This is a genomic window from Bordetella sp. FB-8 (assembly GCF_000382185.1).
Classification (GTDB): domain Bacteria; phylum Pseudomonadota; class Gammaproteobacteria; order Burkholderiales; family Burkholderiaceae_B; genus Bordetella.
Window position 1 is genome coordinate 3,641,595 of the sequence record NZ_KB907784.1, and the last position, 25,911, is coordinate 3,667,505.

Sequence of the window (25,911 nt, forward strand, 5' to 3'; positions counted from 1 at the left end):
CCGTTAGTGTATTTTGTCACGCCACCATACTTTCTTGGACGATACTCGAAGCGTGTTTAGTATGCTGTGGCGTTGGTTAGCACACTAGACAACCTCGTGTCGGAGAAAGCTTCCTTCCGGCCCTGTTGTGTTAAGCAATCTAGAAACGGAATTGTGCTCACTATACCATAACCACATCAGTTACGCTTGTTTGTGCCCCGCCCTTCCAGTCTACGAAACACGCCACGTGCCTCACTAAAAACACCGTTTGATGTGAAGCTAACTCAAATGTTCGTGGCGCATACTACCGGCAGGCTGAACAACGCACCCCAAGCATCCAGCGCCTGCCCTTGGATAGTCGGAATAAACGCTTTGCAGGGTGCGCTTGTCCAGCACCCATCCGCCATCCCACGGCCCGAGAATTTGTCTAAGCGAAGCATTCAAAGCAGTCATCCTTTCGCGCCAGATTAGGCGATTGCTAGCGTCAGCTGTCCAGTCGGGTCGGCGGCAGGCCGTACTTTGATCTCAATGTCGTACCCGAGACGACTCAGGCAGTCCATCAATTTTCGCTCAGAGAGGTTGGCAAAGTCACCACGCATCATCCCCGACACCTTCGGTTGTGGAATGCCCATGCGCCGACCGGCCTCTTCTCGGGTCAGGCCGAGACGACGCACGGCGCGGATGATCTCAATCACCAGCCCGGACTTGATCTTGAGCTTCTCGGCATTGGGCAGTCCGAGGTCGGCGAACACGTTGCCCGAGCTGGTGCCGATCTCGACGCCTTCAATCATGCGCTTTGTCATGTCGTAGCTCCTTTGCCCACACTCGCTCCATTCAACGAGTAGCCAGTCCATACCACTTCGAGTATGAAATCAAACAATCAAGACACGCACAGATTGCACCAATGTATCAAAGTGATATCATTATGTTTTACAACATCAGAAAGCCATCATGTTTAGCAAGATCGCGATTCGGAACATACCCAGCCAAATCTTTCGGGCACTTGAAACACTGGCTGACCTCCATGACCGCTCCACGGAGGCCGAAGCTCGGCAAGCGCTGCGAGCCTGGGTTGAGCCGCTGTTGGTTCAAGAAAGTCGAAACACCCGCCGCAAAGAAGTCGCAGAGCGACTCAACCGAATGCTGACGCAAGTCAACTCCGGCCAGCGAGGCACAAAGCTCACTCCATCACACATCGCCGAAGCCATTAAGGAGGAGCGAGCGGAAGATGTCGAGGACTGGTTTCTTGGGGAAAAGGAGCCGAGTTTTTCCCAACTGTCGGCCATCGCAAGCTTCCTAGGCGTCGATTCAGACTGGCTCAAGCATGGCGACAAAACGCTCTATCCACCCGCATATGAACGGTTGTCTGAGAACCCGTTCGAAGCCGTGGATTGGCTTCTGAGCTGGAACCTCGTCAACAACCAGAATGATGAAAAGCTCAAAACCTTGCACCTGATCCGAGCCGACAATCCCACCGGCGGGCTGTACATGGTGAAGGAATCCGACAAGGGTCACTTTCGGACGTTTTACACGCCGATTCATGTATCAGAGGAGATTGGTGCAGGCGGTGAAGCTTCACTAGCCGCGCTTTTCGTGACGCTCGAACTTCTGTACAAGCGCTACACCGCGATGGGTAGCGGCATCATGGTTCTAGGTTACCAACTGCGGCCCGACGACATCGCGCAATTGACCAATGGAAACACTCACCCCGGGTCTCTGCTCAAGGAGGGATCGCGGTCTATGTGGTGGGAGGACATATGGGATCACGAGATGGCACCGAAGCATGACTACTGGCCGGGCTGGAAATCGCTGTACGAGCGCGTAGAGCGAGTGATCTCGGCCCGAACACATCTGAACGAATTGCGGGCACAGATTCGTCAAGGCGCGACAACGATGGCTAGCAGCGACAATTAACCCCCTGCCGCGCACAAGACCATCATGAGTGGCCAAGCTCCTGCCGAGCCGATTAGTCGTTGATTGAATCTAATCATCCTTTTTTAGCCTTGCATCTGGCGATGGCCTCCGACACGGTTTCACCAGGCTGAAGGTCGTACAGCTCGCGGGCGTTGGTCGTGGTGATAAACGGCGGGACTTCCGCGCTGGGGCCGTCATCGTCCAGGAATGCCGGCTCTTCTTGTGCCCGATCATCGGCGATGCCGCCAGGGCCGCTCATTGCGCAGTTCCCGGAATAAGTCGAGCGGCCTGCTGCTTGATCGAGGCGATATCGTGTGGCCTAGGCTGCGGCCCACCTGATACCTGGCAATTCAGCAAGACGCAGGCGCTCGTCATCGCCTCAAGAAGATCCACGACTTCACGGCGAGGGCGGCGCACTCTGCCTTGAGTCTGAGCCTCGGCAACCGCCAGCATGTCATGCAAGACCTCGGCGTACTGTTTGACTCGTTCACTCGTGATAACGGTATTCATGGCTATTTCTCCTGGCGTCAATCAAAAACGGATTTAGGGCTTACATCACTGCTGCCGGTGCTGGCCGGCATGGACGAACCGAGTCCCCTCTCATCGGCACCGGCCTCTGTCTTGTTGACGAAGGCTGATACCTCATCGGTTGCGCCACTCAGGCTATCCCCCGCGAATGCTGGCTCCGAGGTGTCCCTGGCCTTAATCGCCGCCGCGATCTTGCCGCCCGTGGTTTCGCTGATGCGATCCATCGCAGTGTCCTTCATCGAGCTGGCCTTGGCCTTGGCAACGTCCCACGACCCTTGCGCCAGGTTGCCAGCCGTGCCGGCTGCCACCCGACCGACCTTGGCGGCAGCAGCAGCAACCCGCGAACCGCCCGACCTCACTTCACCAGGTGCTCCGCCGCCGTCTGCGGAGCTTGACGAGCCGCCACCGGATGAACTGCCGCCCATCGCCGGGGCGCTGCCGCCGCCAGAATCGCCCATCGCGGATGCGAGGGAACTGCCGCCGCCCGAGTCACCACCAGAGCCACCGCCGACGCCGCCCGCAGCGGCCATCAGGTCGCCAGTGCCAGAACTGCCACCACCACCGCTTTCGGAGGCGTTGGCTTTCGAGAAGGCCGCCATGAGGGCCTGTGCACCACCCGCCATGTTGGTTGCACCAGCGGCCAGCGCCGCGCCTGCCGTAGCAGCCATTCCTGCTGCACCCATTGCCGCACCGGCAATAGCACCCGCACCGAAATTACCGATGCCCGCCTGGCCAACACCGGCACCGGTGATAACCCCGGACAGTAGTCCCGGAATCTTGGTGACGAGCATCAGCAGGGCGAAGCAGAAAATCAACATCACGCCCAGCTCTTCAAAGTTGAGCACACCCTTGTTCATCTTGGCGTAAAAGGTCGAAAGCAAGTCATTGCCAATGCCGACCAGAAGCACCATAGCGAAGAGTTGCACAGCGACCCCGAGGACGGTCTTGTAGTAGTTGATCGCCATATCCGAAGTCCAACGTGATCCCCCGAAGCCAAGGAAAAATATTCCGGCATACATCAATATCCACGCGGAAACTAATATCAGCAGCATGTTCACCGCAACGGCTGCAAGCAGCAACATGATCCCGGCGCTCAAGGCCGTGCCAACAAAGCTATCAATGGGACTCCAGAGCGACAGGTTGGTGATTGCCTGCTTCCAAATCATGAAGCCGATATCAACAATGCCCGATGGCGTGACCGACGAAACGCCAGAGGCTTGCTCCCCAAGCTGCTGCAAGGATCGGATGATCGAGGACGCGAACGAAGGCCCGTTTCTCAGTAACCAGAGGAAGAAGCCGAAGAACAAGATGAAGCGGACAAATTCGGCGAAGAAGTCACCAATGTCAGCCTTACGCAGAATGAGCATGCCACCTGTCCATACCAAGCTGATGGTGCCTAGCGTCCAAAAAAGCCACGTGGCCGCGTTCAACACTACGGTTTGCCAGCTTGATGCACGTGTGGCGAACTCAGTTACTACCTGGTCGAGCATTCCCTGATTGGTGAGCTGGGCGGCAGCACCAGCCGAGTACAGCATCAGAACCGTGCCGATGAGCGCTGCTGTTTTGATTGCCTTCATATTTTCACCTTTTCGGGTTGGTCAGTTCGAGCCAGTTTTTCGGCTTCTCGGTCGGAGCGATCCTGCTTTCGGTCGATGCCTTATGGGCACATTGCCGCTGCTCTTCTTGGTTGCTCGGGTTTTTGCAGTCAAGCTCACGCCGACCACACCCAGAAACCAGAAGCGCCACGGCCACGGCGAAAATCAAAGGCGTGATGTGCTTGGCTTGCATGGTGCATTCCCCTGGTTAGCGGTTTAGTTCGAGCCAGTTCTTCGGGCTGTTGGTCTTGTCGATGCGGCTCTCCGTTGAAGTGGCGTGCGCTGTTGCCTGCTGCGCCTCTTTGTCGGCATCAGCCTGCATCTTGGTAGCCACCGCGTTCTGCTGCGCGATCAACAGACCTCGAATCTGCAAGAGCTGGTTTGCCTGCTGGCTGGCTAACTGGTTGGCGTAGCCGATTGCCTGCATTTGGCCGCTCGCACCTTGAGCTGAAGACTGCAAGCGTTGCAGCGTTGCTGAGTCGTTTTGCAGGTTCCTTTGTTGCTGATCCAATCCCTTAAAAAGCGCATCGTTGGCCTTCTTCTGCGACTCGCTCCCGAGCTGCCCGACCTGCCCCATCGCTGCCCATTGGGCGGCCGTGCATCCTGCCGACGAGAAACACGGAGAGTATTTGTAGTAGCTCACATCCTGGAACTTTCCCAGGTAGCTATCGAGGCTGCCGAGCTGGTTCTTGTAGTAATCCAGCGTATTGACGGCATTCATCAAACCGTTGATAGTCGATTGGGCTTGATCCCAGATATAGGCGGCTGGTGCCGCCGTGTTTTGAATCATGTTCTCGTACTGCTGCAACTGCGTTTGATATTGCAAAATCTGCTTGAGTGTCTGCGCAACTGATTCTTGCGCCGACAAAATATTTTGAGTCAAATTTCCACCGTCGATGACGGGGATTCCAGCATGCGCCGGAATCGATATACCACCGGCAAGGGTCAGTACCAGGGCAAGAGTTGCGGTTACTTTCGTCTTTCTCATATCAAAACTCCTTTGGTTTTAGCGGCTAAAAATTCACTGGTCAGTCTTTGGCATGACCACGGCACGCATGGCCTCGTGCATCTTGTCCTGCGTATCCTCGATCTTGGAAAGCAGGGCGCGAATGGTGGATTCGCCGAATCGTGCGGTTCGCGGGTCGTCGGTCAGCCAGAGTTTCAGCAGACCACCAAGGCGGCCAAGGTCGCCATTGATACGCGCCAGTTCCTCCACGCGCTTGTGATCCAGAATTCCACGCACCCGGTAGCCCATACCCACATTCAATAGGTAGGTGGACAGGCTCAAGCCTGTGGCCTTGGCGTTCACCTCGATCTGATTTCGTTCTTCGGGAAGGCAATACACCTTGATTGGTGGGCTGCATTTCCGTGTCGCTTTGTCGGTTTTTTCCATCGTTCCGCCTTTCTTTTGACGGCGGTAGCCGTCTGCCTCGCAGAGCAGGATGCCCGTTGAGCACGTAGTGCGAATAAGGGCCAGTGAAGAAGGACAACCCGCTTGCGGGTGGGCCTACTTCACATATCCTGCCCCGTACTTCACCGTGCTTTCCGCACTGACTCACCATCACGGCATCGAACAGCCCCTTGCCTTTAAGCATTCTTCTTTCGATTGAAAGAAGGAAGACGGGAGAAACAACGCCATGAACGATGTTGCGCATGGTTTTGATGGATGCAATTTCGGCAATTGAACGAAGCAGGATCATTTGCTTGTCCACTTTTGCGACCTACCAGGCCGAGCGGGAAGCAAGACCCGGGCATAACGGCGAAACGTCTGATATGTGTACGAGATACGCCCCTCGTCACGGAGCGTTTCCCAAATCGACAGCAGCGAATAACCATCATCGACAGCTTTTGAAACATCGCCACGAACCAATATGAATGCCGCGCGATTTCTATCATTTCGACCAGCGCTGTTTTTCAATGTGCTATCGGCGATCCGCTCGGATAGGCTTTTCATGGGATCAGACCTCATAGCCATGCGACTGGAACACTTGAGCCATATTCGAACCTTCCCAGCTTCCCGGCCGACTTATGACCATTGCAGCGTCCTCGGCCAGCATGGCAAGTAGCTTCGATACGGTCAGTTCCCCGTGGCTTGTAAAACCTTTCTGGCGTCGATGTTCATCGGTGCAGCGCACGGCCAATGCGCGAAGATTTGAAACCGTTTCTTCACTCACTTGGATGACGATTCGCTTCATTGTTTTTTTCTCCGATGCTGAGGTCGCCGTCCAATAGCGCGGCAACGTCCTTGGTTTGGAAATACATCCGCCGCCCGATATAGACCTTGCGATGATTCATCTCGTGTGCCCACGCGTCCTTTGGCTTGAGTAATGCCATTCGCAATCCCTCTGGTTTTCGGCTCAGAGTCGTGGCGACTTGTTCGAGCGTCATGACCACCCCGTATTGCTCTATAAGAATCTCGAATGTCGAATTCACATGCTTGGCCTAATGCTGATTGACTGAAGCTCATGTATGAATTCTTGGGCAGACAGGGGTAAGATGTCAGTGTGAAAAACATCGAGTTTTCTTACTAGGACGAATTGCCCTATGGCCCGACCAACACGCACCACGACTGAACAACTACGTGGCGGAATGCGAGCAGTGGCACTCATGCGCGAGCTGGCCAAGCGAGTCGGAGCGGAGAACCCCCATCAGTTCGCCGGATGGTTTGATGAACGTACCGGCATGGATACGCAGGCGTCAGGAAAATGGCGCCTGAATTTCAGTGGCGACCGGCCACTTTCCCCTCAACAGCTTCAATTGCTGTCGCGCCTTGATGGCGACGTAGCGCAACTGCACCGCAATGGACCCGCCGACATATGGCGTGCACTGTGGGGCGATGTCCACGAGTTATGGGCGCTGTCCCGCAGGCGCTTTTGCATCCATGGCTCAACACTGGATGACCGTATATGGTCAGCAATTGAGGACGAATTCGCTGACGAAATTTCCTTCGGTTCCACGCTCCGGGAATTCGAGGGTGACTTATTGCTAGCCGACGCCTATCGCGAACCGCTCGCGCTTCGTCACTTGACCGAAGCCATCGCCCTCTACAGGTTGCACCAGCACATGAACAGCATTGCTCCGTCCGACGTGGATGGTGTCGGCGCGTATCGATGCGTGCGCATGTGCTTGGAAGATGCGGCGGTGCGAAGTGAATTAGGCCGCCTGGGCATTGGTGACCTACTGGCAGGCCATTTAGCTGATATGGAACTTGGCCGACTGAAGCGTGAAAGGTCTTATCGTGCGTCCGTTGCCGTTGATGACCTGGCCGGGTACGTGAGGAACCCGCTAGCCTTCATATCTCACGACTCCCGGTGGGCGGCACTAGGATTCGCCTGGGCAAACTGAAAACAGCCGGGTTTGATGCTCGCGTGAAATTTTAGCGGCTAAAAATTTGAGTAATGAACGGACAGCTCCCGGTAAGAATAATAAGAATAATATTCTTATTATTCTTACCAGCACCGCCCCTCAAGTGTCAATGCCATTCGAGTGAAAAGCGCTGCCGAAGCCACAAGAATGGTCGCCCCATCAAACCAAGACTGTTTTGACGCCAGAGAGAGAAGAAAAAATCCGGGTTCGCATTTCATATGCAACTTCATTGACACTTGAGGGGCGCACGGTTCTTTAGCCGCTAAAAAGACAACGGTGCCGGCGATTCGGGCTACTTTCTTTCTGGCGTCCAAACAGCGGCGTTAGCCGCCCAGAACGCAAAGACCTTGCGCCGATTACGGTGGCACGGTCTTCGAAGTGGCCGACACTGCTCTTCCCTTCTGGCGTACAACCCAAAGGCCGAAAGCCGACCATCGGCAAAGGCTTGGCGTCGCCCTAAAGGGCGGCGGCAAGTGCCGCGCCTAGTGGATGATCTTGGAAGATCATGGATGGATTTTGCGAATCGCCAGCAAACCCGCGCCGTTGCTGGGTTTTTAAGATTTGGGCGGGGAACGTTACCGTGGGGATTGGGGAACGTTACCGTGGGGGTGGGGGAACGTTACCGTGGGGGTGGGGAACGTTACTCCGGGAGCCTTCGGCCTGCTAATTTCCCATTTCCCTTTGGCGTACTCGCTCACTGTCCAGCCCACGGCGGCAAGCTCGGCAAGTGCCTTGCGGGCGGTCTGGCGGCGCTTTTTCATTGCTTCATCGTTGGCCGCATCTGGCCATACATAGCCGCACAGAGTGTCGATTTCAGCCTTGCCAGCCTTGCCGGGGTCAATCCAGCCGCACAGCCGCTGATGTAGCAGTCGTGTTGGGTCGGCCTGTAACGCTCGCACCTCGTCCATGTTGATGCGGACATGTTGCCCGCAGCCCATTACAGCTTGGGCAAGCAGGGGGTTTAGGGCCACATACAGCTTTCCATCCTGCTCATCACTGGCGTACTCGGACAGCAGGCGGAAGCCCTGCCGCTTCCTGCCGTTCTGGGCGATGATGGATACCTTCCAAAGCCGTTCGATGCACTCCCGTACCGGCTTGGTGTCGTCGGGGTTGGCGTAGCCGATTTCGCGGGCTAACGCCCGATAACTGCCCTTGACCACCATTGCATCTTGCTGGACAGCTTCCCACTTCGGTTCAAGGAATAGCCGGAGTTGTCGCCCGCCTTCGGTTCGCGGTTCAGGTGACAGCACAATGCCACTCGGCCCCGCCATTGCCACCAGTCCTTGCAGGATGCGGAGATCATCAGCACCTAGCGGCTCTGGGCCGCTGAACTCGATGCGCTTGCCGTCGCCGTAGTCATGCACCACGTCCAGCTTGCCGCGTTTGCGTTCGCCACGCTGAAGGCTGCGGAAAAGTCCGCGGGCAAGGCAATGCGCAGGGTCGTGCCGTGCGTGGGTCAGGTCATGCTTGCTCACGTTTTCCCCCTTTCTTTCCTGCGCCATTGCTGGCGGCATCTTGTAGTTCGACGGGCAGCAACACCCCGCCGCTGTGCCGCTGATACCAACGGTCTAGCGGGGTCGCGTCGTAGTTTTGTTTGCTCACACCAAAGCGGACAAAGAGACCGCGCCGGTCGTTGCCGATGGGCGAACGATCAAAGCCCCGGTCACTCATGCGCTCGGCTTCCTGCTCTGTCATCTTGGCGACGTAGCCGCACCAGCGGGCGTTGTCGATCAGGGCCGATGCTCCCCGCGCTGCCTGTTGCTGGTCAGTCTGCCCTTCACGGACGCTTCCCTTGCTGACATGGTGCAGGTAGAGCACGGATGCGCCCGTAGTAGCCGCAACGTGCTCAAGCACGGCCACGAGATGGGCCATGTTGCCGTTGCTGTTCTCATCGAGGGCGTGAATGCGGCTCAGGGTATCCAGCACGATCAGCCGCGCCCCGGCGCTGTACTCGATGACACGGCGCAAGTGAGCATCATCCATGATGTTCAGGCGCTTGCCCATGATCGGCTCTAGCGCGAGGTTCTCCGCGATGGCTTGGCGGGCTGCGTGCCCGAGGTGCTGGCCGATGGCATGAATGCGCCGCACAAGCGCGGGCGGCGGGTCTTCCCCGGCCAGATAGACCACGCGCCCGGTGTGTGGGGGAGCAAGGCCCACAAGGTCGCCACCAGCAACGCTACATGCGATGCTCATCGCCGCTTCCAGCGCCCAGAAGCTCTTGCCTGTGGCCCCTGGGGCGACGAGCGCGCCGACAGTCCCCGCCAGAAAGCCTGGCCATATGAAATCCAGCGTAGGCGGCTCGTGTTCGAATGCTTCCAGTACATCAATCGCCACGGCTCAATTCCCCGTGTCGCTCAGGGACTCGTCACTGAAGAGTTCGGCGATCTGCGAGGTACGAAAGTAAACCCGCTGCCCAATCTTCAAGCGGGTCTTGTTTATGCGTTGCGTCCACTCGTTCGTTGTTCGCAGGCTGATTCGTAACCCGTCGGGTGAGCGGTCAAGGACAGCCGCCAATTGCGCGATGCTCAACAGCGGGCCGAACCGTTGCAGCAAAGTGTCTTCTATCGTCATTGCGTAAAACTCCGTAATCAACCGAATGACTACGGAGATTAGGCATCATTGGGATTTACTACACCCCATTAATTGCACATAATGGTTGACATGGAAAAATCGTACTCACCAGCGTTTCGAGCCAAAGCAGTCAGCCTAGTCAATGATGACGGTATGTCTGTGGATCGCGTGGCGAAGCAGCTCGCGATACCGAAAAGCACCCTCTTTAGCTGGGTACGTGCCAGCAAAAAGGAACTACCCATTGCCATCTGGGACGGTTGCGATTCCATCGTCTCGGAGGCCATCGGACGCTTTCAGGATCGCTGGCGGCCATATTCCGCATCCTCGCGGCGTTACCCTATCGGAAAATTGATACAGGAGCTGATCGATCCCGCCGTGTCCGCGTACACGGCTAAACTGCCACCACGCTACCTAGCCCACCTTCCGGGAGCCGGGACAGGGGTGGCCGTCAGCGGAATTATTCGCTTGGTGGGACTTGATGCAATGGTTCGGCTGCAACGTCAGTTGCTGCGGGCGTTTATCCTCACAGAGGACAAACAGACTGCAAGAGATAAGCGCTTTGTTGCCACGCTCGAATCATTGATCGAATTGGTATTGGCCTGCTCTTGCAAACGCCCAAAAACGTCAGTTCCCGCGAAGGGAGTCAGCCTGAATGCACAACGGAAACACGGCTTTTGCGATCTCTGCGGAAACCTGACAGAACTCTCGGCCTTCATGGCGAAGGTTGCAGAGCAGCAGGTCAATGAGACAGAACTTCACGATGAAAAAAAGCTCGAACTCAGCCACCAGTATTGCACTGGGCATCGGCCAAAGCTAACGAATGGCGAGTGGAACCCCGCATACAGGCAGGCGAAGCGATCAATAGAGCAATTCAATCTTGAACTGGGCAGGATAAATCGACAGTGCGCAAAGCGGTCTAGCCCAAATGCGATGACGTCGGGTGACTCGCTGGTTGACAGCTACTTTTTCCACTATTTCTCAGGCCAAACCTTACAACCTGCCGACAAAGCAGACTTGCGCAACTTAGCGCGGCTGATGGTGGACTCAAAGCTATCGGACACCAGGAAGAAAATATTGATGCTCCGGTACTCTGGGTTCAATCAATCGGAGATTGCGGAGCATCTTCTTGGTAAAGACAATCGGGCACTGACGCGTCAGGCAGTATCTAAGGCACTCGCATCGATACCCGCAATGTTTCACCTGAAGCAAAAGAAACGCCCCGTTCGCTGACATTACGTGGCGTCAACCAAATTGACCAACAACTAGGCCGACACAATCTGCATTGCCAGGCACCATCAGGCACATGTTCGCAAGTGACTGAAAGAGGGCAAGGCATGCACGCAACCACAAACAAGACGCTCATCAACCGCAAGAAACTACTGGCGATGATTCCGCTGTCTGAGCGCACGATCTTCAACATGGAGCAGCGGGGTGAATTCCCGCGCCGCATCGCACTCACCAGTCGCAACGTGGCTTGGGACTTGACCGATGTTGAGGAATGGATCGAGGCTCGGAAGTCATCGGGCAACCAGGCCACACGCCCCGGCTTCACTCCGTCGGCCGCAGTCGCTTGACCGTCCACTCATCAAGCATGTCAGCCCAATCTTGCAACATGGCCGTGCGCTGCTCCCGATATTCGGCCTTGTTGTACACCGCCCTCACACCCTTCTGTTCGTGGGCGAGACACTTCTCAATCCAATCGGTGTTGTACCCAGCTTCATGTAACAAGGTGCTGGCCGTCCTACGCAAGTCGTGCGGCCCGAACTTCGCCAGGGCCTTGCTCTCCTTCTGCGCTAGCCTGTAGGTCAGCGTCAGCACCTGGTTGAGCGTGGCACTGCTCATTGGCAAGTCCGAGTCATAACGTGACGGCAGCACGTATTCAGACCCACCGGCAAACGTCTTGAGCGCGATGAATATGTCCAGTGCCTGCCGAGATAGGTACACGTGGTGCGGGTTGCGCCGCTTCATCCGCTCCTTGGGAACGGTCCAAAGCGCCTCGCTGAAATTGACCTCGCTCCATGTCGCGTTCGTCAATTCACTCTTGCGCACCATCGTCAACAGCAGCAACTTGGCCGCAGCCCGAATCGAGGGCGTGGTGCCGATACGCTCCATGTACTGGTACATCAGCCCGATCTCGTCGGGTGTCAGCGCCCGGTCGCGGGGTTCAAACTTGGCAATGGTGGTTGGCCTGACCATATCCGCCGGATTCTCAACCTTCTGGCCACGCTCAATCGCCCACCGGAACACCTGCATGACCACCTCGCGCACATGCACCGCCGTGGCCGGTGCGCCGCGTTCCACAATCGTATCGGTCAGGGTGCGCAAGTCCTCGTGCGTAATCTCGGCTAGCTTCTGGTTGCCGAACTTGGGCTTCAATTCCCGTTCATAGACCGCACGGCGCATGTCGCGGGTCGAGTCGGCCATCTGGTAACCGCGTAACCACTTTTCCGCCCAGGCACCGAATGTCTCGGCATCTTTCACGCGGGCTTTGTCACGCGCCTTCTCCCTGGCCGGTGACTTCCCGGCGGCGATCATCTTCTTGGCCTCGCCCAACTGCTCGCGGGCTTCCGACAGGGTGATGCCTCCGGTGCCATAGCGCCCGAAGGTGATGGTCTCCTGTCTTCCGTTGATCGAGTAGTTGTATCGGAACGAGATCGCCCCGGCGGGCGTGACGGCCACATAGAGGCCGTCACGGTCGTTCACTTTGTAGATCTTGTCCTGCGGCTTGAGGTTGCGCAGCTTGGTATCGGTCAGCATGGTATCCGTCCTATCTCGACTCAAAATACCATGTTCAAAACAGGCGCAAAATATTCAATTTTCTTTTTATAAATCAATTACTTAGAAAATTTCAATACCATGCGACATTGAAAAATCATGGCATGGTATCGAGCGCTGTTCATGGCATCAGCGAAGATAGTACCATCCGCCATGCCATAAAAAAACAGTGCTTGGCGGTGCTATGTGTTGCCAGTCGGTGCCAGACAAAGAAGCAAAAAAGCCCGCAGTGACGCGGGCTTACATGCTTTTTGTGCTTCTCAATGCCTGCCGTTGCCAGACATCAAATCATTCCCACTCGATTGTCGCCGGCGGCTTGCTACTCACGTCGTACACCACCCGATTGAAGCCTCGCACCTCGTTGATGATGCGCGAGGACACCTTGGCCAATAGCGCGTGCGGCAGCGGGGCCCAGTCGGCGGTCATGAAATCGAAGGTCTGCACGGCGCGCAGCGCCGCAACGTATTCGTAGGTGCGCCCGTCGCCCATCACGCCCACCGACTTGACCGGCAGGAAGACGGCGAAGGCCTGTGAAGTCAGGTCGTACCAGTTCTTGCCGGTTTCCTTGTCGATAGTCGAACGCAGTTCCTCGATGAAAATCGCATCGGCGCGGCGCAGCAGATCGGCGTATTCGAGCTTGACCTCGCCCAGGATGCGCACGCCCAGGCCGGGGCCGGGGAAAGGATGGCGATAGACCATCTCGGGCGGCAGGCCCAGGGTGACGCCCAGTTCGCGCACTTCGTCCTTGAAGAGTTCACGCAGCGGTTCGAGCAGCTTGAAGTCCAGGTCGTCAGGCAGGCCGCCGACGTTGTGGTGCGACTTGATGGCCGCGGCCTTGCCGGTCTTGGTGCCGGCGGACTCGACCACGTCGGGGTAGATGGTGCCCTGGGCCAGCCACTTGGCGCTCTTGAGCTTGGCCTTCTCTGCCGAGAAGACCTCGACGAATTCGCGGCCGATGATCTTGCGCTTGGCTTCGGGGTCGCTCACGCCAGCGAGTTTGCCCATGAACTGGGCGGTGGCGTCCACGTGCACGACCTTCACACCCATGTTCCTGGCGAAGGTCTCCATGACCTGCTTGCCTTCGTTCAGGCGCAAGAGGCCGTGATCGACGAAGACGCAGGTAAGCTGGTCGCCGATGGCCTTGTGGATGAGCGCCGCAGCGACGGAAGAATCGACGCCGCCCGACAGGCCCAGGATGACCTCGTCCTGGCCGACCTGCTCGCGGATGCCGGCCACGGCTTCGGACACATAGTCGGGCATGTTCCAGTCGCCCGAGCAGCCGCAGATCTCGCGCACGAAGCGCGCGAGCAGGGCCTTGCCCTGTACGGTGTGCGTGACCTCGGGGTGAAACTGCACGGCGTAGTAGCCGCGCGCCTCGTCGGCCATGCCGGCGATGGGGCACGAGGGCGTGGAGGCCATGAGCTTGAATCCCGGCGGCATTTCGTCGACGCTGTCGCCGTGGCTCATCCACACCTTGAGCATGCCGTGGCCCTCGGGCGTGGCGAAGTCCTGCAGGCCGTCGAGCAGCCGGGTGCGCCCGTGGGCGCGGACTTCGGCATAGCCGAACTCGCGGTGGTCCTTGTACGTGACCTTGCCGCCCAACTGGTGCGCCATGGCTTGCATGCCGTAGCAGATGCCCAACACCGGCAGGCCCAGTTCGAACACGGCCTGGGGCACGCGCATCGAAGCCTCGTCGTAGGCCGAGGCGTGGCTGCCGGAGAGGATCACGCCCTTCAGGCCCAGCCTGGCCTGTTCGCGTATGAAGTCGTCCTGGGCGTCGCCGGGATGGATCTCGGAGTAGACGCCCGCCTCGCGCACGCGGCGCGCAATGAGCTGGGTGACTTGCGAACCGTAATCGAGAATCAGGATGCGCTGGTGCATGGAGTTCTGCCGGTTAGAAGATAAAATGAGCGCACCGGCCAGAGCTTGCGCTCTGCCGGTGCGAGATGGCTTGCATTACTGCCGCCGGAATCAATCGGCGCGGTAGTTGGGAGCTTCCTTGGTGATCTGCACGTCGTGGACGTGCGACTCGCGGAAACCTGCCGAGGTGATCTCGACGAATTCGGTCTTGGTGCGCATGTCGTCGATCGAGGCGCAGCCGCAATAGCCCATCGAGGACCGGACGCCGCCCACCAGTTGGTAGATGATGGCGAGCACGCTGCCCTTGTAGGGCACACGGCCTTCGATGCCTTCGGGCACGAACTTGTCGGCGTTGTTGGCCGGATCCTGGAAGTAGCGGTCGGCCGAACCGTCGGTCATGGCGCCCAGGCTGCCCATGCCGCGGTACGACTTGTACGAGCGCCCCTGGAACAGCACGACCTCGCCGGGCGCCTCTTCGGTGCCGGCGAACATGCCGCCCATCATGCAGGAGGAGGCGCCGGCCGACAGGGCCTTGGCGATGTCGCCCGAGTAGCGGATGCCGCCGTCGGCGATGAGGGGCACGCCCGTGCCTTCCAGCGCGCGGGCCACATCGGAGATGGCGGTGATCTGCGGCACGCCCACGCCGGCCACCACGCGGGTGGTGCAGATGGAGCCGGGACCGATGCCGACCTTGACGCCATCGGCGCCGTGTTCGACCAGGGCCCGGGCCGCGGCGCCGGTGGCGATATTGCCGCCGATAACCTCGACCTTGGGAAAGTTTTGCTTGACCCAGCGCACGCGATCGAGCACGCCCTTGGAGTGGCCGTGCGCGGTGTCGACCACGATCACGTCCACGCCGGCGGCGACGAGCTTTTCGACGCGTTCTTCGGTACCCTCACCCACGCCGACCGCGGCGCCCACGCGCAGCTGGCCGTGCGCATCCTTGTTGGCGACCGGGTGCGCGGTGTTCTTGACAATGTCCTTGACAGTGGCAAGGCCGCGCAGTTCGAAGGCGTCGTTGACGATGAGCACGCGCTCCAGGCGGTGCTTGTGCATCAGGGCCTGGGCTTCGTTGAGCGTGGCGCCCTCTTTCATCGTGACCAGGCGTTCCTTGGGGGTCATGATGTTGCGCAGGGGCTGGTCCAGACGGTCCTCAAAGCGCAGGTCGCGGTTGGTGACGATGCCCACGAGCTTGCGGCCCTCGACCACGGGAAGGCCGGAGATTCCGTGCTGGCTCTGCAGGGCGATGACGTCGCGCACCTTCATGTCGGGCGTAACGGTGACCGGATCGGTGACGATCCCGAACTCGTGACGCTTGACGCGGGCGACTTCCTTGGCCTGCTCGTCGGCGGTGAGATTCTTGTGGATGATGCCGACGCCGCCCTCCTGCGCCATGGCGATGGCCAGGCGCGATTCGGTCACCGTGTCCATGGCGGCGGACACGAGCGGAATATTGAGAGTGATGTTGCGGGTAAGACGAGTAGCGAGCGAGGTGTCGCGCGGCAATACCTCGGAATAAGCGGGCACCAGCAACACATCGTCGAAGGTGAGTGCTCTTTGGACGAGACGCATGAGAAAGCTCCAGGCGCAAAGTCCGATTATACGCGTACTTGCCCGATTTCCTAGGGGTCAACCCTAGGAAATCGGGGATCGCAGGTAAAATCGCGCCATGCCCCACACCCCCCACGAAATCCGTCCCGGACAGTCTGTCGAGCTGCTCAAGGCGCTGCACATCCTGACGCGCGACGGCAAGATGAATCAGGATAGCCGCCGCAAGCTCAAGCAGGTCTACCACCTGTTCCAGTTCATCGAACCGCTGCTGCAAAGCGTGCAGGACGCGCGCGGCGCGGTGACACTGGTGGACCACGGCGCGGGCAAGTCCTACCTGGGTTTCATCCTGTACGACCTGTTCTTCAAGGCGCGCGCCGAGATGGCGCGGCAGGCCGGCGATGCCCCCTTCCGCTCGCACATCTACGGCATCGAGACCCGCGAGGAGCTGGTGCAGCGCTCGCGCGAGCTGGCCGCAAGCCTGGGCTTCGCGCAAGGCATGTCGTTCCTGAACCTGTCGGTGGCCGAATCCATCGCATCGCCCGAACTGCCGCCCACCCTTGACGTGGTGACGGCGCTGCATGCCTGCGATACGGCCACGGACGATGCGATCCGGTTCGCGCTGCAAAAGCAGGCCAGGTACCTGGTAGTGGTGCCCTGCTGCCAGGCCGAAGTAGCCTCGGTGCTGCGCAAGAACAAGGCCCGGTCCCTGTCCGACCCGCTGGCCGAGATCTGGCGCCATCCGCTGCACACCCGCGAGTTTGGCAGCCAGGTCACCAATGTGCTGCGCTGCCTGCAGCTGGAAGCGCACGGCTACCAGGTCAGCGTGACGGAGCTGGTCGGATGGGAGCACTCGATGAAGAACGAACTCATCATCGCGCAATACAAGAACCTGCCGCGCGGCAAGCCCGCCGAGCGCCTGCGGGAGATGCTCGATCGCATCGGCCTGCAGCAGCTCCAGGACAGGTTCTTTACGCCGGCAACCTAGGGTTCAAGCCTCGAAGTCGAGCACCACGCGGCCCTGGATTTCGCCGTGGCGCATCCGGTCGAAGACCTTGTTGATGTCTTCGAGCCGGGCGGTTTCGACCGTCGCCTTGACCTTGCCTTCGCCGGCGAAGTTCAGCGCTTCCTGTAGATCGAGCCGCGTGCCGACGATGGAGCCGCGCACGGTGATGCCGTTGAGCACGGTGTCGAAGATCGGCATCGGAAAATCGCCCGGCGGCAGTCCATTCAAGGACACGGTTCCGCCGCGGCCGACCATGCCCAGCGCCTGTTCAAAAGCCTTGGGCGAAACAGCGGTCACGAGCACGCCCTGGGCGCCGCCGACCTCATTCTTGACGAAGGCTACCGGATCCTGCTTGCGTGCATTCACCGCCAGCGCGGCGCCGAGTCGGCGGGCCAAGTCCAGTTTCGCATCGTCGATGTCGACCGCGATCACATTGAGTCCCATCGCCTTCGCGTACTGGACCGCGAGATGGCCCAGGCCGCCAATACCCGAGATCACCACCCAGTCGTCCGGCTTGGTATCGGTGACCTTCAGCCCCTTGTAGACCGTCACGCCTGCGCACAGGATCGGGGCAATGTCGACGAAGGACACATTGTCCGGCAGATGCCCGACATAGTTCGGGTCGGCCAGCACATACTCGGCGAAACTGCCGTTGACCGAATAGCCGGTATTTTGCTGTTCGTTGCACAAGGTCTCCCAGCCGCCCAGACAGTGCCTGCAATGGCCGCAGGCGGTATAGAGCCACGGCACGCCGACCCGATCGCCCTCTTTCACATGCGTGACACCGGAACCGACCGCGACCACGTAGCCTACGCCCTCGTGGCCCGGGATAAACGGCGGCTTGGGCTTGACCGGCCAATCGCCGCCGGCGGCATGCAGGTCGGTGTGGCAGACGCCTGCCGCGGCGATTTTGACGAGTATCCGGCCCGGGCCGGGCATAGGAACCGGCACCTCCTCGAAAACGAGCGGCTTGCCGAATTCCCGTACGACAGCGGCCTTCATGGTACTGGACATGATCGATTCTCCTGGTTTTCTAAAGAACTTCCGGTGACTTGGCCGGCGCGCCGCGCCGGACTCGCTGCGGGCTTTCCAGCGCCGCCGTCCTTGAAAAAAGCGTCTCATATACATGGCGCGCGATCATCAGATCCTCGTCGGTCGGAATGACCCAGGCCGACACCCGGCTGGTCTTGCGCGTGATCCGCGGCGCGCCCGCCGCATTGGCGGCCGGGTCCAGCGCCACGCCCAGCCATGCTGCGCCCTCGCAAACCATGCGGCGCACTTGGGCTGCATGCTCGCCGATGCCGGCGGTGAAGACGACCGCGTCCAGTCCGCCCAGCGCCGCCGCGAGCGACCCGATCTCGCGGCCGATGCGGTATGCGAACAAGGCGACTGCCTCCCGCGCCGCCGGTTGCCTGCTTGCAAGCAGTTCGCGCATGTCGTCGCTTACTCCGGACACTCCATAAAGTCCCGACTCCTGGTAGAGAAGATGGCTGACCTGATCGGCCGTCATGCCTTTTTGCTGCATCAGGTACAGCACGACACCGGGATCGAGACTGCCGCAGCGACGGCTCATGGGCAGGCCGTCCAGCGCGGTGAACCCCATGGTCGTCGCGACGCTGCGGCGGCCGCGCATCGCGCAAAGGCTTGCCCCGCTGCCCAGATGCGCCACGACCACACGGCCGTCTGCCGTTGCGGCGCCCATGATGCCGGGCAAGGCATCCGCGATGTACTCGTACGAAAGCCCGTGAAAGCCGTAGCGGCGTACGCCCTCGGCTGTCAGTGCGCGCGGTAGTGCGAACGCAGTGGCCAGATCGGATTGCGTGCGATGGAAGGCGGTATCAAAGCATGCGATCTGCACTAGCTCTGGATGCAGCTTCGACAGCGCATCGATCGCCGCGAGATGATGCGGCTGGTGCAGCGGCGCGAGCGGGATCAGCGCGCGCAGCGCGGCGATGACGCGCGCGTCGATACGGACCGGACCGGTATAACTCGCGCCGCCATGAACGACGCGATGCCCCGCCGCGATCAGGCGATAGCGCTCGAAGCGCACGCCCAGCCAGCCCAGTAATGCGGCAAGCGCATCCTCGTGACTCGTGCCGCGGGGCTGATTGGCGGCCAGCGTAGCTCCTGTGCCGTCGCGGGCGATGAAATGCAAAACATGGCCGATATTCTCGATTTCTCCTTCGCAGATGAGCGCCTGGCGCGCCGGATAGGCATCGCCGGGGAAAAGCGCGAATTTGATGCTCGAAGAACCTGCGTTCAAAACCAGGATCGCATCGTTCATGCGCGCGCTCCCGCCGCGTGGCGCGCGAGCAGCAGCGCGATCGCGCAAGAACCCAACCGCGCCAAGGTTTTGTCGGCGCGGCTGGTCAGGATGATCGGCACGCGCGCGCCGAGCACGATGCCCGCGATCTGGGCTCCTCCCAGATATTCGAGCTGCTTGGCAAGCATATTGCCTGCTTCAAGATCCGGCACCACGAGAATGTCCGCGCGGCCAGCGACGGGCGATATGATCGCCTTCATGCGCGCCGCCTCCGGCGACACCGCGTTGTCGAACGCGAGCGGGCCGTCGAGGATACCGCCCGTGATTTGCCCGCGATCGGCCATCTTGCAAAGCGCAGCGGCGTCGATCGTCGAACGCAGCTTCTCGGTAACCGTCTCGACGGCCGAAAGGATCGCGACGCGCGGATCAGGGTTGCCCAGGGCATGCGCGAGCTCAATCGCGTTCTGGACGATGTCGCGCTTGTCGGTAAGCGTAGGCGTGACGTTGATTGCCGCATCGGTCACGAACAGCGGCCGCGGATAGGCCGGCGCGTCGATCGCGAACACATGGCTGATCCTGCGCCCGGTGCGCAAGCCATGCTCGGCGTCGACGACCGCCCGCATCAGCTCGTCGGTATGCAGCGCGCCCTTCATCAGCGCCTCGACCTGTCCCGCGCGTGCCATCGCCACCGCGCGCTCGGCCGCCGCGTCGCTGTGCTCGACCGGCACGGTTTCGAACGCGGTGATGTCCATGCCCGCCTTGTCGGCGGCCGCGCGGATTTTCGCTTGCGGGCCGATCAGGACGGGAACGATGAGATTGGCCCGCGCCGCTTCGATCGCGCCCGTCAACGAGGGCTCATCGACAGGATGAACGACCGCGGTACGCAATGGCGCGAGCCCGCGCGTCATGGCAATCAGGTATTCGTAGCGATGCCCCGCGCGCGAACCGATGTGCACCGGTGGCGCGGGTTCCGCATGTTCCAGGCCTGCGCGCGCGGGACTCGCAATGAAGCCGGCCGCCTGCCCGTGCTGCGAATCGTCGAACGATTGATTTTCGGTGACTGCCATGAATGTTCCTGTAGCTAAATTCGCATCGGACTCGATCCGCCGTGGAAAAGACGGTAAGGGAGAACCGGTCGATCAAGTCCAGTGTAGGAAGCCGGGGCGCCCGCGTGCTTGACGCAGATCAAGCAACGCGGACGGGATCATCCGCGGCATATTTCAGCCCGAGCGCAGATCTGGCCGCGCGGCGAGCGGCGCCGGTCCAACCGGCGTAGTCGGGAGGGTCGCAGCCCTCTTCCCATGCAAAGCGCTGGCATCGGGCGATGTTCTCGCGTATGCGTTCCTGTACATAGGCGCCGATGGCACGCAGGCGCGGCACGCACTCTATTGCATCGATTGCGAGATTGAGCCGTTCGATCCGGTTACGGATCGCCAGCCCGAGCGGCGTGTCGATGTTTCCATGTTCCTGGTAGCCGCGAACATGAAAATGCCGGCCGCCGTCACGGCGGTATACCCGCTTGCGGATCAAGGATGGGTAGCCGTGGAAATTGAAGATCACCGGCTTGTCCGACGTGAAGATGGCATCAAAATCCGCATTGCTCAGGTCATGATCGTAGTCGTCATCAGGCATCAGGCGATACAGATCCACGACGTTGACCAAGCGGATCCTCAGATCGGAGAAATACCCGCGCGGCAGGTCTGTCGCGGCAAGCGCTTGCATCGTCGGCACGTCGCCCGCGTTCGCCATCACAAGGTCAGGCTCGATATCCGCATCGCTGCCGGCCCAGTTCCATATACCCAGGCCCTTTCTTTGCGCAATGGCAGATCGCGTCGTCCATGGACAGATACTGCAGATGCGGCTGCTTGTCATCCACGATCACGTTGATCCTGTCCAGGCTGTCCAGGCATTGATCGGCGAGGGCCAGAAGACAATTGGCATCGGGAGGCAGATAGATGCGCGTCACACGCGGACTCTTGTTGGCCACGACGTCCAGAAAACCCGGATCCTGATGCGAAATTGTCCAAGGCTGCGCCAAAAGCGTGGGCTGGAACGAGCGGATCGCGCAGCAAGGGGTTGTCCCTGAGATAGAGCATGCCAGCGCAAAGCTAGAGCGAGGCCTTTCAGTACCGATCGATGGCGGCGATGCGGGTATCCGATAGCGGGCGGGCGACGGCATTTTCCATGGCTGAATGCGACTATCGCTCAAAAGACGAACGCATCGCCGCGCTTGGGCATGCAAACCTCGGTGTTTTCCAGCACCGATGCGAAGCGCTGCATCGACTGCTCGTCGCCATGCACGAGTATCGTGTGCGCCGGTTTCAGCGCACGATGCCAGGCCAGCAATTCGTCGCGGTCGGCGTGCGCGGAAAAGCCGTTGATCGTATGCAGCCGCGCGCGCACGGAAAATTTTTCTCCGAACAGCGTCACCTGCTTGGCTCCGTCGATGAGCTCGCGCGCAAGCGTGCCGCGCGCAGCGTAGCCGACGAAAATGACACTTGAATCGCGCCGCCCGAGATTGTGCCGCAGGTGATGGCGCACCCGGCCGCCCGTGCACATGCCCGAGCCGGCCATGATGACGGCGCCGCCTACGATCCTGTTCAAGGCCATCGAGCCCGCGACATCGCGTGTAAAGCGCAAGCCCGGCAGCGTGAAAGGATCGCGGCCTTCGTCGAACAAGGCCTGGCTTTTTGATGAAAAGCATTCCGCGTGGCGGCGGAATATTTCCGTGGCCGAGATCGCCATCGGCGAATCGAGGAACACCGACATCGAACGCGGCAAGCGCCCAAGTTCCACCCCTTGGCGCAGGTAAAAGAGAATTTCCTGCGCGCGCTCCAGCGCGAAAGTCGGGATTACGACATTGCCGCCTCTTGCGAAGGTATCGGTAATCGCCTGGTACAACTCCTCGACCGACGGCTCCAGTGCCTTGTGCGCCCGGTCGCCGTAGGTGGTCTCCATCACGACGACATCGGCCGGAGGCGGTGTTTCGGGATCGCTCAGGATCGCCCGGCCGCTGCTGCCCAGGTCGCCGGAGAAAATGACCGACCGGACCGGCCCGCTTGTATCCTCGATACGGATGCTCGCCGATCCGAGAATATGCCCGGCGTCGTGGAACGTGGCGCGCAACGCTGGCGTCAATGCGATCGGCTCGCCATAAGCTGCCGCGCGCCCGAAGCGCTCCAGCGCGTTGAGTGCGTCCAGCGTGCCGTAGAGGGACTGGTCCGGCACCGCGCCACCGCGACGCGCGTGCCGTGCGCCGCGCTCAGCTTCCTCTTCCTGCAGGCGCGCGGCATCGAGCATGACCAGCCGCGCCAGTTCGCGGGTGGCGGCGGTCGCGATGATCTCGCCACGAAAGCCGCGCCTGACCAGCAAAGGAATACGTCCGCAGTGGTCCAGATGCGCGTGCGTGAGAAGAAGGTAATCGATCGAGCCCGGATCGAAGCCGAAATCCTGCGCGTTCTCCTCTTCGAGTTCGCGGCCACCCTGGTACATGCCGCAATCGATCAGCACGCGCAGGCCGCCAGCCTGCAGCAGATGGCACGAGCCGGTCACTTCTCGATCCGCGCCGTGAAACGAAATTTTCATGATCGATTCTCTTTCGGCCCGGCTTGAGCGAATAGCGCTGCGCCGTTGCGGCGATGCCAGGCAAGAATGCCGTCCCAAGCCTCCTGCGCCGACTCGGCATACCAGAACAGCTCGCGGTCTTCCTCGTCGATACCGCCCGACTCGGCGAGAAAATCGGCGTCGAAGACTTTGCGCCAATACGCCTGGCCGATGAGCACCACGGGGATCGCGGCGGTCTTGCGCGTCTGGATCAGCGTCAGCGCGCAAAATAATTCGTCCAATGTGCCAAATCCGCCCGGCAGCGCAACCAGCGCCACCGCTCTTTTCATGAAATGCAGCTTGCGCATGGCGAAGTAGTGAAAGCTCATGCACAGGCCGGGCGTCAGATAGGGGTTGGGATACTGCTCGCGCGGCAAGGAAATATTCAGGCCTACGCTTTTGGCACCCGCATCGAATGCACCGCGGTTTGCCGCCTCCATGCCGCCCGGACCGCCGCCCGTCAGGACGGCCAGCCCCGGATCACCCGCCTTGCCCACCAGGCGCCCCAACTGCCTTCCGATGTCGTAGTAGCGGGATAGTTCGGCGCGATGCTCGGCAATGCGCAGCGCCCGCCCGAGCACTGCGTCGCCGGGGCAGGCAAGCGCCTTGCCGCGGGCCGATTCCAGTTCGCTGCGCGCGGTCGTCGGTTCGCGAAGGCGCGTACTGCCGAAGACGACGATCGTCCTGTCGATGCCGTGGGCGCGCAACACCTGTTCGGCCTTGAGATAGTCCAACTGCAGGCGCACGCCGCGCGTGATGTCCTCGCGCAGGAATGTCGTGTCGCAATCGGCCTGCAAATAGGAGGCATCACGCATGATCGCGCCGATGCGCTGCCCGGCCTGTGCGTCCTCATCGCGGGATTTTTCATGCTCCCACGGCAGCGGCACGCGGCGCGGGGAGAGGGCTTTCATTCAAGCCTCTTGTTTGATGTGGAACACCAGCGTGGAAATTTTGGAGAGACTGGCCACCCTGGACGAGACGCTGCCCAGAACCAGGCGCGACAGGCCGCTACGGCCATGGCTGCCGATGAAGATCAGGTCGCAGTGCTCTTCCGAGGCGGCCTGCATAATGCCGTCGGCGGCGTTATAGGCGGACACCGTAAGCGTCTGCGCTTTTACGCCCGCGGTCCGGGCAAGGTCGCTGATACGCGTAAGATATTTTCCGGCCTGTTCGGCTATATCTTTCTCGTAATTGCCGGCATAGGCAACCGCCGCGCCTTCGAAACCCATGAAGGCTTCCATGGGCTGCGCGACATACACCGCCAGCACCTGGGCGCCCATGCGGCGCGCGAAGTCGACACCGGCGCTGGCGGCCTGGTTCGACAGTTCGGAACCGTCGGTGGAAATCAGGATTTTCTTGAACATGATCTCGCTCCTTGAAATTATGCAATCGGAATGCGCCGCGGTCGGCACGTCCATCGATTGCGTTGCTTGTTAATGAAATCAGTGTAGAAAACAAGGCCGCCGGCGCGTTTGACACAGATCAACAGATGCTGGCCGGATAAGGCAACTACAGGGTGGCGCAGTGCAAAAGCCGGACTTTGCAAGGGCCCGGAAGAATCTAGAGATAGAGGCCGTCCAACAGCGCTTCGCGGTGGCAGTCGGAGCAGAGATCGGCAAGCTGGGCCTGCGTCGGGAATTCCCCTCTTTCTACACACTCGGCCACCGCCAACAAGGTGCCCAACCAACCGCCGCGCGAGACGACCGCTTTGCGGATGGAGCCGCCCACCGCCACGCCGCGCATGAAACTGCCCGCGTCCGTGCCTTGCGGAATATGAGCCAGCGACAGCAGCGCTGAAAGATACGCTTCCTGCTGCAGGCGCTCGTCGTGGGGAGATATCTTGCGCACAATTCGCTCGACGAAATTTGCGCGGCGCATGATGAGCTGAGCGAGCGGATCGGCAACGTCGTTTTCATTGGCGCCATACAACATAAAGCAGCACCAGCGCGCCAATTGCTTGTATCCGACCAGCGACAGCGCTTTACGCACCGAGGTAATCTCGGCCACGCGCGTGCGCCACCGGCTGCTGCTGTTGGCCAGCCGCAGAAATTTCACGGTCAGCGAAGGAGCCATTTTCAGCGCATGCTCGATGTCGTTGACATCGACTTCGCGCATAACCAGATCGAGTATGCCCAGCAGCGCTGCGGAATTCTCGGTTGCCTTGTTGCTCTTGAACAGCTGCGGCCGGGTGAAGTAAAAGCCCTGAAACAGGTCGCAGCCGATTTCACGCGCCTGCGCGTAGTCCTCGAGGGTCTCGACCTTTTCCGCAAGCACCAACTTGCCCGCCGCGTGGCAGACCTGCGTGATGCGCTTCAACATATCCTGCCCGACGAACGGCCAGTCGATCTTGACCACGTCGACATAGGGCAGGAAGGCGGATACTTCCGGAGTCATTTCCCTGACATCGTCCAGCGCGACGCGAAACCCTCTGCCGCGCAACACGCGGCACCGCTGCGCGAGCGCGTCATTCAGTTCGCAGGTCTCCAGAATTTCCAGCACGATCCGCGGGGCGGGCAAAATATCGATGAAGCTGGATTCAAGAAATTCAGCGGTGCAGTTCAGAAAGCCGTCGCCCTCGCCCAGAACGGTCTCGATGCCTATCCTGCCAAGCAGATTCTGCACGACCGTCATCGTGCTTGCGAAGTCGTCGTCGACGACGGCCGATGCATCCAGGCTGCGGCCGCGAAACAGCAGCTCATGGGCCACGCACTCGCCTTGTCGATTCATGATCGACTGGCGTGCAATGAGCGTTTCGGAACTTTCTTCGATATGCATCGTTGTTCTATGTTCCCGTGGCGGCCAGCGGGCCACTTATACGCTGTACCGATAGGCCCGCTCCCAGAGGCCAGGGCGCCAGTCGCTCGTCGACTGCGCCATCCGTCACATGATCTTAATCCTTAGAA

Annotated in this window: 29 protein-coding genes and 1 pseudogene; 5 read left to right on the forward strand and 25 right to left on the reverse strand. The window is 60.0% G+C overall.

The genetic code is table 11. The features are described from left to right. Window positions 1-446 precede the first annotated feature (446 nt). Entirely contained in the window at window positions 447-782 is a 336-nt protein-coding gene (locus H143_RS0117350; protein ID WP_026350189.1) for a helix-turn-helix domain-containing protein, read from the reverse strand. Between the two features lie 148 nt (window positions 783-930). On the opposite strand from H143_RS0117350, the gene H143_RS21730 reads away from it, so the two are divergent. Continuing rightward, window positions 931-1,893: a hypothetical protein gene (locus H143_RS21730; RefSeq protein WP_019939532.1), complete on the forward strand. Its 963-nt coding sequence runs from the start codon at window positions 931-933 to the stop codon at window positions 1,891-1,893. Between the two features lie 73 nt (window positions 1,894-1,966). On the opposite strand, the pseudogene H143_RS21025 reads toward H143_RS21730, so the two are convergent. The 9 genes and pseudogenes from H143_RS21025 to H143_RS0117385 all read right to left on the reverse strand — a co-directional run. Next, a pseudogene (locus H143_RS21025) lies at window positions 1,967-2,110 on the reverse strand (conjugal transfer protein TraD); the annotation flags it as partial. 38 nt (window positions 2,111-2,148) lie between these two features. Further along, window positions 2,149-2,403, reverse strand: a complete 255-nt coding sequence (locus H143_RS0117365; RefSeq protein ID WP_019939534.1) for a hypothetical protein — start codon at window positions 2,401-2,403, stop codon at window positions 2,149-2,151. Window positions 2,404-2,420: 17 nt separating this feature from the next. After that, window positions 2,421-3,998, reverse strand: a complete 1,578-nt coding sequence (gene trbL / locus H143_RS0117370) for a P-type conjugative transfer protein TrbL (RefSeq protein ID WP_019939535.1) — start codon at window positions 3,996-3,998, stop codon at window positions 2,421-2,423. A gap of 4 nt (window positions 3,999-4,002) precedes the next feature. Continuing rightward, window positions 4,003-4,209 (reverse strand): hypothetical protein, encoded by a 207-nt coding sequence (locus tag H143_RS22550; protein WP_155803425.1) that lies wholly within the window; start codon window positions 4,207-4,209, stop codon window positions 4,003-4,005. 15 nt (window positions 4,210-4,224) lie between these two features. Beyond that, window positions 4,225-5,004 (reverse strand): P-type conjugative transfer protein TrbJ, encoded by a 780-nt coding sequence (trbJ, locus tag H143_RS0117375; RefSeq protein ID WP_019939536.1) that lies wholly within the window; start codon window positions 5,002-5,004, stop codon window positions 4,225-4,227. A gap of 33 nt (window positions 5,005-5,037) precedes the next feature. Beyond that, window positions 5,038-5,409: a conjugal transfer transcriptional regulator TraJ gene (gene traJ / locus H143_RS0117380; protein WP_026350190.1), complete on the reverse strand. Its 372-nt coding sequence runs from the start codon at window positions 5,407-5,409 to the stop codon at window positions 5,038-5,040. 303 nt (window positions 5,410-5,712) lie between these two features. Then, entirely contained in the window at window positions 5,713-5,970 is a 258-nt protein-coding gene (locus H143_RS22555; RefSeq protein ID WP_155803426.1) for a TraK family protein, read from the reverse strand. Between the two features lie 4 nt (window positions 5,971-5,974). After that, window positions 5,975-6,211, reverse strand: coding sequence for a hypothetical protein (locus tag H143_RS22560; RefSeq protein ID WP_155803427.1), 237 nt, complete (start codon window positions 6,209-6,211; stop codon window positions 5,975-5,977). After that, on the reverse strand, window positions 6,183-6,404 hold the full coding sequence (locus H143_RS0117385) for a hypothetical protein (RefSeq protein ID WP_051094510.1): 222 nt from the start codon (window positions 6,402-6,404) through the stop codon (window positions 6,183-6,185). Before H143_RS0117385 ends, H143_RS22560 begins: the two co-directional genes overlap by 29 nt. A 219-nt stretch (window positions 6,405-6,623) precedes the next feature. Here H143_RS0117385 and H143_RS21030 point away from each other — a divergent pair, with 219 nt between their 5' ends. Beyond that, window positions 6,624-7,361: a hypothetical protein gene (locus H143_RS21030; RefSeq protein WP_019939539.1), complete on the forward strand. Its 738-nt coding sequence runs from the start codon at window positions 6,624-6,626 to the stop codon at window positions 7,359-7,361. A 596-nt stretch (window positions 7,362-7,957) separates the two neighbouring features. On the opposite strand, the gene repC is transcribed toward H143_RS21030, so the two are convergent. Genes repC through H143_RS0117405 form a run of 3 tightly spaced genes read right to left on the reverse strand, consistent with a single transcriptional unit; the run spans window position 7,958 to window position 9,953 of the window. Next, a complete protein-coding gene (gene repC, locus H143_RS0117395; protein ID WP_196801326.1) occupies window positions 7,958-8,884 on the reverse strand; it encodes a replication protein C, IncQ-type in 927 nt (308 codons plus the stop codon). Continuing rightward, window positions 8,844-9,716 (reverse strand): helicase RepA family protein, encoded by an 873-nt coding sequence (locus H143_RS0117400; protein ID WP_019939541.1) that lies wholly within the window; start codon window positions 9,714-9,716, stop codon window positions 8,844-8,846. The genes repC and H143_RS0117400 overlap by 41 nt, the downstream gene beginning before the upstream one ends. Before the next feature lie 3 nt (window positions 9,717-9,719). Next, the gene (locus H143_RS0117405; protein WP_019939542.1) at window positions 9,720-9,953 is read right to left on the reverse strand and encodes a hypothetical protein; all 234 of its coding nucleotides are present in this window, start codon (window positions 9,951-9,953) and stop codon (window positions 9,720-9,722) included. A 90-nt stretch (window positions 9,954-10,043) separates the two neighbouring features. Here H143_RS0117405 and H143_RS0117410 point away from each other — a divergent pair, with 90 nt between their 5' ends. Both H143_RS0117410 and H143_RS0117415 read left to right on the forward strand, forming a co-directional pair. Further along, complete coding sequence (locus H143_RS0117410; RefSeq protein WP_081627148.1) at window positions 10,044-11,183, forward strand: transposase; 1,140 nt, start codon at window positions 10,044-10,046, stop codon at window positions 11,181-11,183. A 104-nt stretch (window positions 11,184-11,287) separates the two neighbouring features. Continuing rightward, window positions 11,288-11,527 (forward strand): AlpA family transcriptional regulator, encoded by a 240-nt coding sequence (locus H143_RS0117415; RefSeq protein WP_019939544.1) that lies wholly within the window; start codon window positions 11,288-11,290, stop codon window positions 11,525-11,527. On the opposite strand, the gene H143_RS0117420 is transcribed toward H143_RS0117415, so the two are convergent. The 3 genes from H143_RS0117420 to guaB all read right to left on the reverse strand — a co-directional run bounded on the left by H143_RS0117420 (window position 11,502) and on the right by guaB (window position 16,160). Then, the gene (locus tag H143_RS0117420) at window positions 11,502-12,710 is read right to left on the reverse strand and encodes a site-specific integrase (protein WP_019939545.1); all 1,209 of its coding nucleotides are present in this window, start codon (window positions 12,708-12,710) and stop codon (window positions 11,502-11,504) included. The two genes, H143_RS0117415 and H143_RS0117420, sit on opposite strands and share 26 nt — an antisense overlap. A 306-nt stretch (window positions 12,711-13,016) precedes the next feature. Then, the gene (gene guaA, locus H143_RS0117425) at window positions 13,017-14,609 is read right to left on the reverse strand and encodes a glutamine-hydrolyzing GMP synthase (RefSeq protein WP_019939546.1); all 1,593 of its coding nucleotides are present in this window, start codon (window positions 14,607-14,609) and stop codon (window positions 13,017-13,019) included. 90 nt (window positions 14,610-14,699) lie between these two features. After that, entirely contained in the window at window positions 14,700-16,160 is a 1,461-nt protein-coding gene (guaB, locus tag H143_RS0117430) for an IMP dehydrogenase (protein ID WP_019939547.1), read from the reverse strand. Window positions 16,161-16,257: 97 nt separating this feature from the next. Here guaB and H143_RS0117435 point away from each other — a divergent pair, with 97 nt between their 5' ends. Beyond that, window positions 16,258-17,124, forward strand: a complete 867-nt coding sequence (locus tag H143_RS0117435) for an SAM-dependent methyltransferase (RefSeq protein WP_019939548.1) — start codon at window positions 16,258-16,260, stop codon at window positions 17,122-17,124. A gap of 3 nt (window positions 17,125-17,127) precedes the next feature. On the opposite strand, the gene adhP is transcribed toward H143_RS0117435, so the two are convergent. From adhP to H143_RS21035, 9 genes are all read right to left on the reverse strand, one after another. After that, on the reverse strand, window positions 17,128-18,156 hold the full coding sequence (gene adhP, locus H143_RS0117440) for an alcohol dehydrogenase AdhP (RefSeq protein WP_019939549.1): 1,029 nt from the start codon (window positions 18,154-18,156) through the stop codon (window positions 17,128-17,130). Between the two features lie 19 nt (window positions 18,157-18,175). Further along, window positions 18,176-19,426 carry an acetate/propionate family kinase gene (locus H143_RS0117445; protein ID WP_019939550.1) on the reverse strand — a complete coding sequence of 417 codons (1,251 nt, stop codon included), beginning with the start codon at window positions 19,424-19,426 and terminating at the stop codon, window positions 18,176-18,178. Beyond that, the gene (locus tag H143_RS0117450) at window positions 19,423-20,472 is read right to left on the reverse strand and encodes a bifunctional enoyl-CoA hydratase/phosphate acetyltransferase (protein WP_019939551.1); all 1,050 of its coding nucleotides are present in this window, start codon (window positions 20,470-20,472) and stop codon (window positions 19,423-19,425) included. Before H143_RS0117450 ends, H143_RS0117445 begins: the two co-directional genes overlap by 4 nt. A 118-nt stretch (window positions 20,473-20,590) precedes the next feature. Beyond that, the gene (locus H143_RS22190) at window positions 20,591-21,277 is read right to left on the reverse strand and encodes a hypothetical protein (protein ID WP_369751156.1); all 687 of its coding nucleotides are present in this window, start codon (window positions 21,275-21,277) and stop codon (window positions 20,591-20,593) included. Beyond that, the gene (locus tag H143_RS23295; protein ID WP_026350192.1) at window positions 21,162-21,443 is read right to left on the reverse strand and encodes a hypothetical protein; all 282 of its coding nucleotides are present in this window, start codon (window positions 21,441-21,443) and stop codon (window positions 21,162-21,164) included. The genes H143_RS22190 and H143_RS23295 overlap by 116 nt, the downstream gene beginning before the upstream one ends. Window positions 21,444-21,610: 167 nt before the next feature. Beyond that, the gene (locus H143_RS0117465) at window positions 21,611-22,990 is read right to left on the reverse strand and encodes an MBL fold metallo-hydrolase RNA specificity domain-containing protein (protein WP_019939553.1); all 1,380 of its coding nucleotides are present in this window, start codon (window positions 22,988-22,990) and stop codon (window positions 21,611-21,613) included. After that, a complete protein-coding gene (locus tag H143_RS0117470; protein ID WP_019939554.1) occupies window positions 22,987-23,919 on the reverse strand; it encodes an LOG family protein in 933 nt (310 codons plus the stop codon). The genes H143_RS0117465 and H143_RS0117470 overlap by 4 nt, the downstream gene beginning before the upstream one ends. After that, entirely contained in the window at window positions 23,920-24,372 is a 453-nt protein-coding gene (locus H143_RS0117475; RefSeq protein ID WP_026350193.1) for a universal stress protein, read from the reverse strand. It abuts the gene before it with no gap. Window positions 24,373-24,568: 196 nt separating this feature from the next. After that, window positions 24,569-25,783 (reverse strand): EAL and HDOD domain-containing protein, encoded by a 1,215-nt coding sequence (locus tag H143_RS21035; RefSeq protein WP_019939556.1) that lies wholly within the window; start codon window positions 25,781-25,783, stop codon window positions 24,569-24,571. Between the last annotated feature and the right edge of the window lie 128 nt (window positions 25,784-25,911).

Coding starts and splice junctions, on each gene's coding strand:
- H143_RS22560 (WP_155803427.1), bottom strand. CDS start 6,211: ATGAAGCGAATCGTCATCCAAGTGAGTGAAGAAACGGTTTCAAATCTT.
- guaB (WP_019939547.1), bottom strand. CDS start 16,160: ATGCGTCTCGTCCAAAGAGCACTCACCTTCGACGATGTGTTGCTGGTG.
- H143_RS0117410 (WP_081627148.1), top strand. CDS start 10,044: ATGGAAAAATCGTACTCACCAGCGTTTCGAGCCAAAGCAGTCAGCCTA.
- H143_RS0117365 (WP_019939534.1), bottom strand. CDS start 2,403: ATGAATACCGTTATCACGAGTGAACGAGTCAAACAGTACGCCGAGGTC.
- H143_RS0117435 (WP_019939548.1), top strand. CDS start 16,258: ATGCCCCACACCCCCCACGAAATCCGTCCCGGACAGTCTGTCGAGCTG.
- adhP (WP_019939549.1), bottom strand. CDS start 18,156: ATGTCCAGTACCATGAAGGCCGCTGTCGTACGGGAATTCGGCAAGCCG.
- H143_RS22190 (WP_369751156.1), bottom strand. CDS start 21,277: ATGACAAGCAGCCGCATCTGCAGTATCTGTCCATGGACGACGCGATCT.
- H143_RS0117420 (WP_019939545.1), bottom strand. CDS start 12,710: ATGCTGACCGATACCAAGCTGCGCAACCTCAAGCCGCAGGACAAGATC.
- trbL (WP_019939535.1), bottom strand. CDS start 3,998: ATGAAGGCAATCAAAACAGCAGCGCTCATCGGCACGGTTCTGATGCTG.
- H143_RS0117445 (WP_019939550.1), bottom strand. CDS start 19,426: ATGAACGATGCGATCCTGGTTTTGAACGCAGGTTCTTCGAGCATCAAA.
- H143_RS0117415 (WP_019939544.1), top strand. CDS start 11,288: ATGCACGCAACCACAAACAAGACGCTCATCAACCGCAAGAAACTACTG.
- H143_RS0117470 (WP_019939554.1), bottom strand. CDS start 23,919: ATGAAAGCCCTCTCCCCGCGCCGCGTGCCGCTGCCGTGGGAGCATGAA.
- H143_RS21035 (WP_019939556.1), bottom strand. CDS start 25,783: ATGCATATCGAAGAAAGTTCCGAAACGCTCATTGCACGCCAGTCGATC.
- H143_RS0117385 (WP_051094510.1), bottom strand. CDS start 6,404: ATGACGCTCGAACAAGTCGCCACGACTCTGAGCCGAAAACCAGAGGGA.
- H143_RS0117475 (WP_026350193.1), bottom strand. CDS start 24,372: ATGTTCAAGAAAATCCTGATTTCCACCGACGGTTCCGAACTGTCGAAC.
- H143_RS0117350 (WP_026350189.1), bottom strand. CDS start 782: ATGACAAAGCGCATGATTGAAGGCGTCGAGATCGGCACCAGCTCGGGC.
- H143_RS21730 (WP_019939532.1), top strand. CDS start 931: ATGTTTAGCAAGATCGCGATTCGGAACATACCCAGCCAAATCTTTCGG.
- traJ (WP_026350190.1), bottom strand. CDS start 5,409: ATGGAAAAAACCGACAAAGCGACACGGAAATGCAGCCCACCAATCAAG.
- H143_RS0117450 (WP_019939551.1), bottom strand. CDS start 20,472: ATGGCAGTCACCGAAAATCAATCGTTCGACGATTCGCAGCACGGGCAG.
- H143_RS0117405 (WP_019939542.1), bottom strand. CDS start 9,953: ATGACGATAGAAGACACTTTGCTGCAACGGTTCGGCCCGCTGTTGAGC.
- trbJ (WP_019939536.1), bottom strand. CDS start 5,004: ATGAGAAAGACGAAAGTAACCGCAACTCTTGCCCTGGTACTGACCCTT.
- guaA (WP_019939546.1), bottom strand. CDS start 14,609: ATGCACCAGCGCATCCTGATTCTCGATTACGGTTCGCAAGTCACCCAG.
- H143_RS0117465 (WP_019939553.1), bottom strand. CDS start 22,990: ATGAAAATTTCGTTTCACGGCGCGGATCGAGAAGTGACCGGCTCGTGC.
- repC (WP_196801326.1), bottom strand. CDS start 8,884: ATGGCGCAGGAAAGAAAGGGGGAAAACGTGAGCAAGCATGACCTGACC.
- H143_RS22550 (WP_155803425.1), bottom strand. CDS start 4,209: ATGCAAGCCAAGCACATCACGCCTTTGATTTTCGCCGTGGCCGTGGCG.
- H143_RS22555 (WP_155803426.1), bottom strand. CDS start 5,970: ATGAAAAGCCTATCCGAGCGGATCGCCGATAGCACATTGAAAAACAGC.
- H143_RS21030 (WP_019939539.1), top strand. CDS start 6,624: ATGCGCGAGCTGGCCAAGCGAGTCGGAGCGGAGAACCCCCATCAGTTC.